The organism is Pseudomonas sp. FGI182, from assembly GCF_000511325.1.
Lineage (GTDB): Bacteria > Pseudomonadota > Gammaproteobacteria > Pseudomonadales > Pseudomonadaceae > Aquipseudomonas > Aquipseudomonas putida_Z.
In genome coordinates this window covers 2,655,741-2,668,257 of the sequence record NZ_CP007012.1, presented here as the reverse complement: position 1 = coordinate 2,668,257, position 12,517 = coordinate 2,655,741, and the positions used below count along the sequence as shown (strand labels likewise).

The following is a 12,517-nucleotide window of genomic DNA, read 5'->3' as shown; positions in this document are numbered from 1 at the left end:
TTTCAGCATGTCCAAAGTCAAACTGAGCACCAACCACGGCGACATCGTCCTGCAACTGGACGCCGAGAAAGCGCCGCTGACTACCGAAAACTTCGTTCAGTACGTCAAGGACGGCCACTACAATGGCACCGTGTTCCACCGTGTGATCAAGGGCTTCATGATCCAGGGCGGCGGCTTCGAGCCTGGCATGAGCCAGAAGAAGACCCGCGCCAGCATCCAGAACGAAGCCGACAACGGCCTGAAAAACAAGAAGTACAGCATCGCCATGGCCCGTACCATGGAGCCGCACTCCGCCTCGGCGCAGTTCTTCATCAACTCGTCCGACAACGACTTCCTCAACCACAGCGGCAAGAACGTGCAGGGCTGGGGCTACGCGGTATTCGGCGAAGTGATCGAAGGCCGTGAAATCGTCGACGCCATCGAAAAGGTCGCCACCGGTTCCAAGGCTGGCCACCAGGACGTGCCGAAGGACGACGTGGTCATCGAGAAAGCCGAGATCGTTGAGTGATCCTGCTGATCTCCGATCTGCACCTGCAAGAAGAACGCCCGGACATTACCCGGGCGTTTCTTGATCTGCTCGATGGCCGTGCCCGCCACGCCAAGGCGTTGTACATCCTTGGCGACTTCTTCGAAGCCTGGATCGGCGACGACGCCATGACGCCCTTCCAGCAGTCGGTCTGCCAGGCCATGCGGCGGCTGAGCGACAGCGGCACGGCCATCTACCTGATGCATGGCAACCGTGATTTCCTGATTGGCCAGGCCTTCTGCGACGCTGCGGGCTGCACGTTGCTGCACGACCCTAGCGTGATCGAGCTGGGTGGTGAGCAGGTGCTGCTGATGCATGGCGATACCCTGTGCACCCGCGACCTGGCCTACATGAAAATGCGCCGCTTGCTGCGCAACCCGCTGAGCCTGTGGGTGTTGCGGCACCTGCCGCTGTCGGCCCGCTACAAGCTGGCACGCAAGCTACGCAGCGAAAGCCGCACGCAGACGCGGATGAAGTCTACCGAGATCGTCGATGTCACGCCGGAGGAAGTGCCGAAGGTGATGGCGGCGCACGGTGTACGTACCTTGGTGCATGGGCATACCCATCGGCCGGCGATACACAAGCTGGTGGTCGACGGGCAACCGGCACGGCGTATCGTGCTGGGCGACTGGGACCGCCGCGGTTGGGCCTTGCAGGTTGACGAGCAAGGGTTTCAGCTGGCGCCGTTCGAGTTTTCCTGACCGACCGAGTCGCCTTCTTCGCGGGTAAACTTGCTCCCACAGGTATCGTGCCGCTTGCAGCCCTGGTGCAGTACCTGTGGGAGCGGGTTTACCCGCGAAGAGGCAGGCACAGGCTTATACCTCAAGGCCGGCTGACCACCGCCCCCTTGTCCCGCTCACTGATCACCACTTCCCGGTACTCCGGGTCAGCCTTGATCTGCGTCTCGGTAAACGGAATCACCGCCAGTTGCCCGGCCGCAAACGCCTTGGTCTGGTCACCGGCATGCATCGAAGCCGCTTCACTCGACTGGGAAAACGCCAACAGCCCACGGGCCTGCGGCCCCTTGTCGGTAAAGCTGACCAGTTGCAGGTAGCTGGTACCACTGACCACCAGCCGCTTACCCTGCCCGTGCGGCACGCTGTAGATAGCGTTGTACACGCCCAACGCCTGCGGGCCACCCGGCACCGGCGTGCCATCGCTCGCCTGTTGCACCTGCCCCCAGCGCGCGTCCCCTGCCATGCCGCTGTCACGCACCCGCTTGAGCGACGCCAGCGCGGCCTGGTGCAGCAGCTTGCGCACGGCCGCCTGCTCTACCGCCAGCCCGCGGGGGGTGTGCTGCGGGTCGGCCGGGTCGAAGGCCACCCGCCAGCTTTCCGGGTGCTCGGCCAGGGCATCGAACAGGTTCTGGAAATGCACCAGGCCAATGCCGCTGTCCAGGTCAGCCTTGCCATTCCAGGCCGCCAGGCTGCTGCATACCGCCCGCACATCCGCATCGGCGCCCTTGCACCACTGCAGCAGGTCAGGCAGTAGCAGGCTGGCCAGGTACACCTCGTCATCGGTCACCATGCGCTGCAGGTCGTCAACGCCCAGGCGGGCCGTACCCTGCAGGCGTTGCAGGGCAAAGCGGCCACGCATGCCCAGCGGCTGGTCACTGCGGCTGACCAGCGGCGAATAACCGGTCAGCGGCTGCGCCGGGTTGGCCATCCAGGCCGGGTCGTTGGAGTTCTGCACGAAATCCTCGCGCTCCAGGCTCGGCAGCAGCCGCGCAGGGAAGATCCCCGGCTGCGCGGCCTGCGCATCGACCTTCCACTGGCACGCGCTGCGTGAGCCATCCAGTACCACCAGGCGCCCTTGTGCCTGCGGGTTGCTGCACGCACTCAGCAGTTGCTGATCCACATATGGCACCACTGACTGGTTCAGGTACAAGGCCTTGCCTGCCGGGTCCACCGCCAGCGTGTTGACCCAGGGAATACCCTGCAGCTGTTCGATCGAGCCTTTCAACGTAGCCAGGCTGTCGGCATGGTTGATCTGGTACCACTGCTGCAACACCCGAGTGTTCTCGAGGTTGGCGTCGCGCAGGCTGTAGGCGGCATGCGCATCCCAGTCCAGGCGACCCGGCCACTGCACCACCGGGCCGAACTGCGAGCTGTAGACCTGGCGCTGTACCTGGCTCAGGCTGCCATCCTCGGCCTTGACCGCAACGCTGACGGTTTGCCGGGCCAGCGGTAGGGACTTGCCATCGAGCAGGTAGCGGGTCGGGTCCTTGGGGTCGAGTTGCAGGCGGTACAGGGTGAAGTGCTTCGATGTGTCGACGGTGTGCGTCCAGGCTAGATGCTGGTTGAAACCGATGTTGACGACCGGCAGGCCCGGCAATGCCGCCCCCATCACATCGAGCTGGCCGGGAATGGTCAGTTGCATCTGGTAGAAGCGCATGCCACCCATCCACGGGAAGTGCGGGTTGGCCAGCAACAGGCCGCGGCCATTGGCCGAACGTTGAGCTCCGACGGCCACTGCATTGCTACCGCGCTCCGTGGCAAAACGCTGCTGCCTGGCCAGCGCCTCGGCAAACCCTGTCGGCGCCTGCTGGCTGGCCAGCATTGGTGGTTGCGCCCCCGCCAGCGCTTCGACGAACTGCCCGACACCGCCTTCGGCGAGCAGTCGACGGGTCAGCTTGACCAGGTCCTCGCTGCTGATCGGCCGCAGCCACTCGCCGTTGCCACATTCGGCAGGCAACCCCTGGCTGCGGCGCTCGGCCAGCGCCCGGTTGTAGCCGCTGGCATAACCTGCCAGCAGCGCCTGTACCGGCGCGGGCTGCGCCTGCAAGAACGCCTCGACTGCCGCCGGCGTGTTGAGCCAGGCGAAGAACACATCGCTGGCCAGGTTGTCACGCTGCTCCAGGGTCTTGCCCTTGGCACCGAAGTAGCGTGAGCGCTCGCCACTGACGGTCAGCACTTCATTGGCCAGCAGGCACAGGTTGTCCTGGGCGTAGGCGTAGCCGATGCCATAGCCCAGGCCGCGCTCGTCCTTGGCCACAATGTGCGGCACCCCGTAACTGGTTCGGCGAATCTGCGCACTGGCATCGGCTGCGGCGGACTGCACCGGCGCTGCGCCGACGCTGAAGGCTACCAGGGCGGCGGCCAGGCCAGCGCAAGTCATGGGACGGGAAAGTGGAAACACGGGCACTCCTCGGGTTCGGGGGTCATCCCGATCAGACGAATGGCCAGATGAAAATTTTACGTATTACCAGGCAATGGAACGTCTTGAACAGAACCAGGCTTTTTTTGCGCGTGGGCTGCAGTTTTTCCGTTCTCATTCGTCCTAGTAAGTGAGGCACCCAAATTTCGGGTTCGTCCACGAAAAGGAGCATTCACATGTACAACCCGCAACCCTCGATCCAGGCTGGGCGCGTCCCAGGCAAAGCGCCCAGGGAACAGGACGTTTTTGCTGACGAACGCATCGGCAACGAACAGATCCGCGAGCTGTTGCGCAGTTTCGGCCTGCGTACCAGCCTGATCCGCCTCAAGGTCATCGATGCCTTGCACGCCGCCGACCGCAATGGCCGCAGCATTGGCGTGCGCGGCGTGCACGCGCAACTGGAACAGCTGGATATCCCGCTGTCGTTCCTCAGCGTGCGCGAAGTGCTCAAGCGACTGTGCAGCGAGGGCGTCATCCAGCTGGGCAGCGACAAATGCTACAGCCTCGACCCGCAGGCGCGCGCCGTGCTGGAGCGAACGCCTGTACGCTGAGCGCATGGCCGGCCATGACTGGCCGGCCCGCCAGTATCAGGGCTTGACCTTGCGCCGCAGGATGCCGTTGATCACCACGACCACCACGGCGATGGCAATGGCCAGCATCTGGAAGGTCTGCTCACTGATCGTGCCCTGCTTCTGCAGGTGGGACAGGCCCAGCATCAGGCCCAGTACCACCAGGATGATCAGAAGGGAATATTTGAGGCGCTGCACGTGTGTCATCGAAGGTTCCTTGCAACATCAGGGGCAAATGGCTCGCAACGAGCCGCGGCAATGATACAACGGCCACCGGCCCCGGCGCTGCATTTCCTGCTGGGTGGGCCGGCGCCTGCCTGAAAGCATTGGGCTCCCAAGCACCCATGCCGGAGGTACCATGTACAAACCCCTTCTGTTCGCGTCGCTATTGCTGACACCCCTTTCCCTTCATGCGCTGGACACCCGCCAGACCTCGGCCGAGCAACTGCTCGAACTGGGCCGCGAACTGGCTGCCCAAGCTGGCGCCAGCCAATGGCAACAACTGTGGCAGCGCGTGCGCCAGGCCGGTTACCTGCAGGCAAACGGTGCGTCGGTGCATTTCAGTGTCCCCCTGGCGCAACTGCCCGAGCTGGCCCGGCAAACCCTGGCCCAGGCCGACCAGGTACAAGCGCAGCAGCAGACCCAGGCACTGTACCGCCGCAGCTTTGCCGACCAGGTCATCGGCCACCGTGACGGGCAGCCGCTGCATGCGCTGTGCCTGCTGGTTGATTGGCGCACGCTGCCACAAGGCATGCGCGACTTCCCCCAGGCCTACCTGCGCAGCGCCAGCCTGCTGAACAGCTATCCGTGCGATTGAGGGTTACCACACCCAACGCGCTGCACAGGGAGTGACGTGATGGGAAATCACCCGCCACAGCCAAATGTTGAAGCCATGTCCTACAGCGCCGGATATCGCTGCCTGCAAAACCTGTTCGCGGAAGCTACAAGCCCCAACCCATATGCCGCCTAGCGACGCGCCTCGGCTGTCACAGAAAATCCGGTCACACCTTCGACATAACGCCGCTGGTGATCGGGTAGCACAGCCCATCCGCCCCGAAGGAGCGCCATATGCAATTACCAGACTTGAGCCAAATCGATATCAGCCAACTGCCCCACTCGCTGCAGGCCCTGATCGACTGCATCGGCATCGAAAACGCCTACCAGCTGACCTGCGCCTACGGCGGCAGGCCCAAGTACATCCCCAAGCACCGCGAGCGCACCAAGCTTGCCGACGTGCTGCCGGCCGAAGCGCTCGACGCGCTGATCAAGCGCTTTGCCGGTGTCGCCTTGGAAATCCCCAAGGCGGACCACTTCCTGCGCCAGTTGCGCAACCTGCAGATCCAGAAGGAAAGCGCCAGCGGCTTGTCCCGCAGCCTGCTCGCTGACAAGTACGGCCTGAGCCTGCGCCAGATCGGCAACATCCGCCGCCAGGAACATTGCACGCGCTGAAGCCCAGGCATCGTGACCACGATTGATAGCCACGTTTTAACCCAACCAGAAAGAGACCCCCGCCATGTCGATAGATAACAGCCTCATCGGCTCCGTAATCAATGCCCTGCCGATGGACCGCATGATCGCAGGCCCCCTGCAGGCCATGGTCCAGGCCCAGGTCACCGCCAGCAAATCCTACGCCGACTTCCTGATGCAGGTGTGCGTCCAGGACGGCAAGGCCGTGGCCATCCAGTTCGACTACGACGAAACCATCGTCGACGAACAAGGCGAGTACAAGGGCGTGGTCAGCAAGACCATGAAAGTGCCGCTGGTGGCAGCCATCACCCACCCGAACATTTCCATCGAAGAAGGTAATGTCGAGTTCGAGCTGGTCATCAACCAGATGTCGGAAGACGTTTCCAGCAAGGACATGAACGCCGAAGCGACCGGCTCGCTGGGCTGGGGGCCGTTCAGGCTGAACGTGAAAGGCAGCGTCAGCCACAAGTCCACGCAAACTCGCAAGACAGACACTCGCGCGCGCTACGCTTTCAACACGACCTTGAAGCGCCAGGAGCCGCCTGAAGCAATGATGCGGGTGATCGAATTCCTGACCGACGCCGCGACAAAGCCAACCGTCGTCAAAACCGCCACATTGGACAGCCAGGACGAAATTTCCCAGGCAGACACCTTGAAGAGCCCCGCAGCTGACGGCACGCCGGCCCCTGGCGCCGGTATGCCTTGAGACGCACCTCCCTGCCCCGAACAGCCCCCCTGACCGGCAACAAGGGGGGCCCCACCTGGCCTGAGGAGTCGAACCATTGGATAAATCCCCCGCCCCCATGACTTCCATCGACCTGCGCGAAATCACCCGTGGCCTGCAGGAAGCCGCCAGTGCTACCAACAGCCTGATCGCGCAGCAGTACATCAACCTGTTCGACCAGTTTTTCGAATGCGACACCGAAGCGTTGGGCGCGCCCATGAAAGCCAAGATGGTCGAAGTGGCCATGGACGGCCAGCACATCATGCGCGTACCGCTGTTCGCGCTGGTGTCGCCAAAGGGCCTGGCCCTGGAGCGCATGCAGGTCGACCTTTCGGTAAGGGTCAAAGGCACCGAAGCACAGCAGGCACTGCTGACCGCAGGCGAGAACAAGGCGGCCAGCTTCAAGGTCACCATCGGCGGCCAGAGCCGTCAGGGCGACAACCGTGACCCCGATGAAGTGCAGATCCGCATGCAGTTCCAGGCCAGCGAACCACCAGAAGCCCTCAACCGGCTGATCGAGGAGTACACCAGCCTGATCATCCCGGTACGGGCCCCCAGCCCGCCGCCCTCGCCCGACACTAATGAGTTCATCGAGGCGGCCATCGTCCGTTGACGGCCGCCCCCGCGTCGGCTCAGAAGTCGCGCTTGTAGAAGATGTCCAGTGAGCTGGCCAGCCCGCTGGCAGCCTCGAGGTACACCTTCTTGCTCAGCTTGTAGCGCAATGCAATGGTGTTCGCAGGCTCGAACACCCCCACCCCATAGCGCAGGCTCAGTTTCTCGGTGAGGTTGCCGCTGGCGACCACGCTGGTGGTATTGCCCGAACCTTCGGTGTCCAGCTGGAAGTCGTCGATACCCAGGCTCGAGGCCAGGCTGCCGGTGATGCCGGCGCTACCCGCCAGGCCCAGGCCCAAGGCCGCTTCGGCGAGCATGTTGTTGTCTTCGCCGGACGCGCCCAGAGGCCGCCCCAGTACCAGGTACGACAGCGCCTGCTCCTGGCTCATGGCCGGTTCCGAGAACACTTTGCTTGTGGGCTGCTCGGCACTGCCGCTCAGGCGGATACCGGCAATCACATCGTCGACCTTGCGGATCGCTTCAATGTCCAGATACGGCTGGTCGATTGGGCCCGCGAACAGCAGCCGCGCACGGCGGATGGTCAGGCGCTGGCCGTAGGCACGGTAGCGGCCGTCGGACAGGCTCAGCTCGCCACGGGTATCGAGGTTGTCGCCAATGTGCACATGGCCGAGCAGGTTGGCCTTGAGACCAAAGCCACTGAACGAAAGCTTGTCACGGCCCACTTCGACATCAATGTCCATCGCCATCGCCATGGGTGGCTTGCCCTCTTCGGTCTGGTGACCGACGATCACCGTGTCATCCGAGACCTTGACGGTGGACGGTGGCAGCTCGCGTACAGTGATCGTGCCCTTGGGCACCTGTACCTTGCCGGTCACCGCCAGCTTGTCGTCGATCAGGCGCAAGGTCAGGTCCGGGGCAACCTCCAGCGTCGCATAGGGCTCGACCGTAACGGGCAGTTGCTGGCCCTGCAGACGCAGGTCCATGCCCAGGGCCTGGCCCCAGGTGAGGTTGCCATTCAACTGGCCCCGCCCCGCCTCGCCGCTGCGCCAGCCGCCATTGAGCTGTACCTGCTCGCCGGCAATCAATGCCTGCAATGACAGGTCCTCGAGGCTGACCGGCAGTTCGGCGCCACTGACTTCGCCGCCGCTGAGCATCAGGTTGCCGTTGACCTGCGGCGCCAGCAAGGTGCCCGACAGCCGGCCACTGCCATTGAGCTGCCCGGCCAGGCGCTCGACCATCGGCACGAACGGGCGCGCCACCGACAGGTCGAGACCGGCCAGGCGAAAATCACCCGATAGCGGTTTGTTCTTGCCCAGTGGATCGAGGCGAGTGTTGACGTTCAGCTCGCCCAGGCGCTGGCCGCGGAACGCCAGGCGGGTATCGATGCGCCTTGGCGCCAGCGTGCTGTCCAGGCGCAGGGCCTGGTACGGGAAGTCGACCCAGCGGTCCTTGTCGCGCACGCGCAGGGTACCGCCACTGGCGTCGACGACGATGTTGCCCTTGGGGCCGCTGGCCGGGATGTCCAGATTGATGTCGGCATTGAGCAGGCCCTGCCAGGCGAAGTCCTTCGGCAGCCACTGGGCCAGGCTGTCCAGCGGGAACTGCTTGAGGTGGTAGCGCAAGCGTGGCTCGGGGGCCAGGCGCTGGTCGTCACCACACAAGCTGGCCTGGCCGGAACGCCAGCAGTGCGCAGCAAAATCCAGCTGGCCGCTGGCCAGCCGCTGCAGGCGCGCCGGTGCCTGCAACTGCCAGTCCTGGCCGCCGGCCTGGATCCGCCCACTGGCCAGGCGCCCACGCCAGTCACCCTTGTTCAACTGGCCATCCAGGCCGAGGTCGAGCTTGAGCTGCGGGCCGTCCAACGCCAGGGTCAACGCTTGCTGGCGAATGTCGCCTTTGCCGTGGGCCTGCAAGGTGCCCAATGCCGTGTCACCCAGGTGAATGCCGCTGGCCTTGAGCTCGATCACGCCGCGCTGGGCGTTATCCAGGCGGGCATCCAGGTCCAGCTGCTGCAAGCGGTTTTCCGCCTGGGCCAGGCGCTGGCCTTGCAGGGTCAGCGTACCTTGCGGGGCCTGCAAGGTGCCGGCGACGTCCAGCCGGCCCTTGACCTGGCCCTGCAACCTTGGCCATAACTGGCCCAGGCGCGGCAGGTCGAGGTCGACCCGCCCGGCCAGGCGCTGCTGCAGGCTGCCACTGCCATTGATGCGGTTATCCCCCAACTGGACTGCCAGGGCGCCCAAGGTCCAGCTCTGCCCTGCCCCCTGGGCCTCGACCTTGAGCATTGCCGGCTGGCCGCGCAAACGGCCTTTCAGATCTAGCTGGGCATCGAGGCTCAGGGCGTCGCCTTTCATCTCGCCTTTGCTGCGCAGCGGCCCCGCCAGGGTACCCGGCAGCTCGGCCAGCCAATAGGCTGGGTCGAGCGCCGACAACTGCAGGTCGACATCCCATGCCAGGGTGTCGGCAAAGCGCACGGCGACACTGCCGGCAGCCTTGCCTTGCCCGGCGCTCAGCGCCAACTTCGGCAGCTTCACCTGGCTCAGGTCACCTTCGAACGGGCTGGCCAGGCTGAACGCGCCGGCCGGGCCATCCAGGTCGCCATTGAAGGTGCCCTGGTAATTGCCATCGCGATAATGCACCTGGGCCATGAACCGCTTGAGGGTGACCTCGGGCGGCGTCTCCAGTGGATACAGGCGCAGCCACGGGAAGTCCTGCCAGTCCAATTGGGCGTCGGCGACCAGGCCATGCTGCCAGTCAGCCGTGGCTTGCAACTTGACCCGCTGGGTATCGCTGGCGTTCAGGTCCAGGGCATCGAGCCTGGCGCCTTTGCTGTCGACCAGCCCGGACAACAGCAAGGCGATCGGCGACTGCTCGGCCGGCAGGCTGGCCGACCCCGACAGTTGATAGCCCTTGAGCAGGTCGCCCCGGGCGTCGAGCTTGAGCTGGTTGAACTGCACGGTGTCGGGCAACGAGGCGGCCGGTTTGAATGCCTCGGAGCGGATCTGCAAGGTCGCCGGCAGGTGCTCGGCCAACGCCTGCAATTGCCCGTTCAGCGTGGCGTCAAGGTAACCACTGCTGGTGCCGGTGAGTTTGAGGGTTTTCTGCAGCTCGCCGGTGGCGGTCAGCGCCAGCTGCCACGGTTTGCCGTCCACCGCTGGCAATTGCAGCTGCGCCTGGAGTTGCACCGGCCAGTCAGCTTCGGGCTGCAGGTCGCCCTGCAGGTTCAATTGCAGGTCATCGCGCTGCAGGTGCAGGCTGTCGATGCGCAGCCCGGTATTAGTCCAGTGCGCCGCCAGTTGCAAGTCGCCAAGCAGGTCGCTGCCATCCAGGCGCAACTGGCCAACCTTGACCTCACCCAGTTCGATGGCCAGTGGCAAGCGCAGGGCTGGCAACTGCAGCGGGCCACTGTCGGCCGATTCGGCGCTGGGCGCAAAGGCCATGTCGATGCGCTGTGCCTGCAACTGGTCAATGCACAAGGTAGAGCGCAGCAGGCATACCGGCGACCAGGCCAGCAGCGGTGCCTGCACCTCTACCGTGCTGCCGGCATCGGCCCAGCTCAGCCGGCTGGCTTGCCAGCTACCGGCCAGGCGGCCCTGGAAGTCAGCCACCTCAAGCCCGGGCACCTTGCCCAGCACCCAGCGGCTGCCGGCCTCGGTCCCCAGCAGCAGGCCGAGTGCCAGGCCCAGGCTTGCGGCTACCCCGAGCAGGCCTGCCAAAATGTACTTGATCACGCGTTTCACAGCTCAGGCCCCATGGAAAAGTGCAGGCGAATTCCCCCTTCATCATCCAGCGCCTTGGCCAGGTCCAGGCGCAGCGGCCCGACCGGCGACACCCAGCGCACGCCAAAACCTACACCGGTCTTGAGGCTTGGCAGCTCCAGGTCGTTGAACGAGTTGCCCTGGTCGACGAAGGTTGCCAGCCGCCACTTTTCGGTCAGCGAATATTGGTACTCGACACTGCCGGCGACCAGGTAGCGCCCGCCAATGCGGTCGCCGTCGCTGTTCTTCGGTGACAGGGTCTGGTAGTCATAGCCACGCACGCTCTGGTCGCCACCGGCGAAGAAGCGCAGCGACGGCGGAATGTTGTTCTTGAAGCCATTGGTCGCGCTGCCACCGAACTGCACCCGGCCGAGCAAGCGGTGGTCATGGCCAAGCGTGGTCAGGCCCTTGAGCAGCACGTTGCCATGCAGCAGGTTGGTGTCCGAGACCAGCCCTTCCTTGGCCACCTGTACATCGAACTGCAGGCGGTAGCCGTTATGCGGGTCGATGCGGTTGTCACTGCGCAGGAAGGAGTAGCTCACCCCCGGCATCAGCAGGTTGCTCAGCCCGGAGTCATCACCCAGGCGGTACTCCTCGCGCTGGTACTTGAGGGAAATCACCCGCTGCCAGCCGCTTGGCAGTTTGCTGTGCCACTCGGGGCCCACCGTCAGCAGTTTGCTGAGGGTGTCGGTGCCGGCAATTTCTTCGTTCTGGTAGCCGCCGGCAAAGCGCAACTTGTCGGTCAGCGGCGGGTCGAGGGGGATGTCGTACCAAAGGCCGACGTTCTGCCGGGGCGCCGACAGTTCGGTTTCCCAACCGTAGCTATGGCCCTGCGGGTTGACCCAGTGACGGGTCCAGTTGGCCTTGCCGCGCGGCCCGACGTCGGTCGAGAAGCCCAGGCCCAGTCCCATGGTGCGGGGCTTGCGGGTTTCCAGGCGGACATCCACGGGGATTTCTTCGCCCACGGCGGCGGTGGGCGCCGCATCCACGCGCACGCCTTCGAAGTAGCCGCTCGATTGCAGGTCGTTGTTCAGCTCGGCGATCAGTTCCGAGTCGTAAGGTGTACCCGGCTTGAACGAGACCATGCGCTGCAGCAGGTCGTCGTCCAGCGGTGTGTCGCCACCAAAGGTGACGGCGCCCAGGTGATAGCGCGGGCCGCTCTGGTAGACCAGTTCGATATCGGCCACGCCCGCCTGAGGGTCGACCGCCAGGCGCTGGCGGCTGAAGCGCCCACTGAAGAAGCCATAGCGCGACGCCTGGTTCTGAATCAGCCGCTTGGCATCTTCGTAATGGCCATGGTTGAGTTGTTCGCCCGCGCGCAGGGCCTTGCTGTCGGGCACGCGAAAGGCCTTCATCTCGCTGGCGGGGCCTTCGATGCGTACGGTCACGTTGCGCAGGCGAATCGGCTCGCCGGGGTCGATGGTGATGATCAGTTGCGGGGAACGGTCAGCCTCGCTGGCGGGCTTGACCTCTGTGTCGATCTGCGCCTGGTAGTAGCCAAGTGCCTGCGCGGCTTTGCGCGCCTGCTCCTGGGCGCCGCGACTGAAGCGCAGCAGCGCTTCTTCATCGCGGTCACCAAGGGAACCGATATAGCCTTCGACATTGGCCTTGAGCGCCTTGTTGGCCGGTTTGACCTTCACCAGCAACTCGCTCTGGCCCCATGCTGCGAAACTGGCGACCCAGATAACCAGGCCCCAGGTCAATCTTCCTGAATACGTCATGCGGCGCATGCTACCAGAGCCGGGCGCTC

General features: G+C 64.5%; 11 protein-coding genes. 7 read left to right on the top strand and 4 right to left on the bottom strand.

The features are described 5' to 3' along the window. Window positions 1-7 precede the first annotated feature (7 nt). Complete coding sequence (locus C163_RS11790; protein ID WP_025338942.1) at window positions 8-508, top strand: peptidylprolyl isomerase; 501 nt, start codon at window positions 8-10, stop codon at window positions 506-508. Then, the gene (locus tag C163_RS11785; protein WP_025338941.1) at window positions 505-1,227 is read left to right on the top strand and encodes a UDP-2,3-diacylglucosamine diphosphatase; all 723 of its coding nucleotides are present in this window, start codon (window positions 505-507) and stop codon (window positions 1,225-1,227) included. The genes C163_RS11790 and C163_RS11785 overlap by 4 nt, the downstream gene beginning before the upstream one ends. A gap of 121 nt (window positions 1,228-1,348) precedes the next feature. Here C163_RS11785 and C163_RS11780 read toward each other — a convergent pair whose 3' ends face one another. Next, complete coding sequence (locus C163_RS11780; protein WP_025338940.1) at window positions 1,349-3,664, bottom strand: acylase; 2,316 nt, start codon at window positions 3,662-3,664, stop codon at window positions 1,349-1,351. A gap of 194 nt (window positions 3,665-3,858) precedes the next feature. Between C163_RS11780 and C163_RS11775 the strand changes: the two genes are divergently transcribed. Further along, on the top strand, window positions 3,859-4,233 hold the full coding sequence (locus tag C163_RS11775; protein WP_025338939.1) for a fe2+ zn2+ uptake regulation protein: 375 nt from the start codon (window positions 3,859-3,861) through the stop codon (window positions 4,231-4,233). Between the two features lie 36 nt (window positions 4,234-4,269). Here the strand turns inward: C163_RS11775 and C163_RS11770 are convergent, their stop codons facing one another. Continuing rightward, complete coding sequence (locus C163_RS11770; RefSeq protein WP_003248064.1) at window positions 4,270-4,458, bottom strand: hypothetical protein; 189 nt, start codon at window positions 4,456-4,458, stop codon at window positions 4,270-4,272. A gap of 151 nt (window positions 4,459-4,609) precedes the next feature. On the opposite strand from C163_RS11770, the gene C163_RS11765 reads away from it, so the two are divergent. From C163_RS11765 to C163_RS11750, 4 genes are all read left to right on the top strand, one after another. Further along, complete coding sequence (locus C163_RS11765) at window positions 4,610-5,068, top strand: hypothetical protein (protein WP_025338938.1); 459 nt, start codon at window positions 4,610-4,612, stop codon at window positions 5,066-5,068. Window positions 5,069-5,319: 251 nt separating this feature from the next. Next, a complete protein-coding gene (locus C163_RS11760) occupies window positions 5,320-5,700 on the top strand; it encodes a Mor transcription activator family protein (protein ID WP_025338937.1) in 381 nt (126 codons plus the stop codon). Between the two features lie 64 nt (window positions 5,701-5,764). Next, window positions 5,765-6,424: a DUF2589 domain-containing protein gene (locus tag C163_RS11755; protein WP_025338936.1), complete on the top strand. Its 660-nt coding sequence runs from the start codon at window positions 5,765-5,767 to the stop codon at window positions 6,422-6,424. Window positions 6,425-6,500: 76 nt separating this feature from the next. After that, window positions 6,501-7,055 carry a DUF2589 domain-containing protein gene (locus C163_RS11750; RefSeq protein WP_025338935.1) on the top strand — a complete coding sequence of 185 codons (555 nt, stop codon included), beginning with the start codon at window positions 6,501-6,503 and terminating at the stop codon, window positions 7,053-7,055. A gap of 19 nt (window positions 7,056-7,074) precedes the next feature. Here the strand turns inward: C163_RS11750 and C163_RS11745 are convergent, their stop codons facing one another. Further along, window positions 7,075-10,749 (bottom strand): translocation/assembly module TamB domain-containing protein, encoded by a 3,675-nt coding sequence (locus C163_RS11745; RefSeq protein ID WP_025338934.1) that lies wholly within the window; start codon window positions 10,747-10,749, stop codon window positions 7,075-7,077. Beyond that, complete coding sequence (locus C163_RS11740; RefSeq protein ID WP_025338933.1) at window positions 10,746-12,488, bottom strand: autotransporter assembly complex family protein; 1,743 nt, start codon at window positions 12,486-12,488, stop codon at window positions 10,746-10,748. Before C163_RS11740 ends, C163_RS11745 begins: the two co-directional genes overlap by 4 nt. Between the last annotated feature and the right edge of the window lie 29 nt (window positions 12,489-12,517).

What these genes read in the sequence shown, in the direction of transcription:
- C163_RS11790 (WP_025338942.1), top strand. Translation starts at nt 8, where the DNA reads ATGTCCAAAGTCAAACTGAGCACCAACCACGGCGACATCGTCCTGCAA.
- C163_RS11775 (WP_025338939.1), top strand. Translation starts at nt 3,859, where the DNA reads ATGTACAACCCGCAACCCTCGATCCAGGCTGGGCGCGTCCCAGGCAAA.
- C163_RS11770 (WP_003248064.1), bottom strand. Translation starts at nt 4,458, where the DNA reads ATGACACACGTGCAGCGCCTCAAATATTCCCTTCTGATCATCCTGGTG.
- C163_RS11765 (WP_025338938.1), top strand. Translation starts at nt 4,610, where the DNA reads ATGTACAAACCCCTTCTGTTCGCGTCGCTATTGCTGACACCCCTTTCC.
- C163_RS11760 (WP_025338937.1), top strand. Translation starts at nt 5,320, where the DNA reads ATGCAATTACCAGACTTGAGCCAAATCGATATCAGCCAACTGCCCCAC.
- C163_RS11755 (WP_025338936.1), top strand. Translation starts at nt 5,765, where the DNA reads ATGTCGATAGATAACAGCCTCATCGGCTCCGTAATCAATGCCCTGCCG.
- C163_RS11740 (WP_025338933.1), bottom strand. Translation starts at nt 12,488, where the DNA reads ATGACGTATTCAGGAAGATTGACCTGGGGCCTGGTTATCTGGGTCGCC.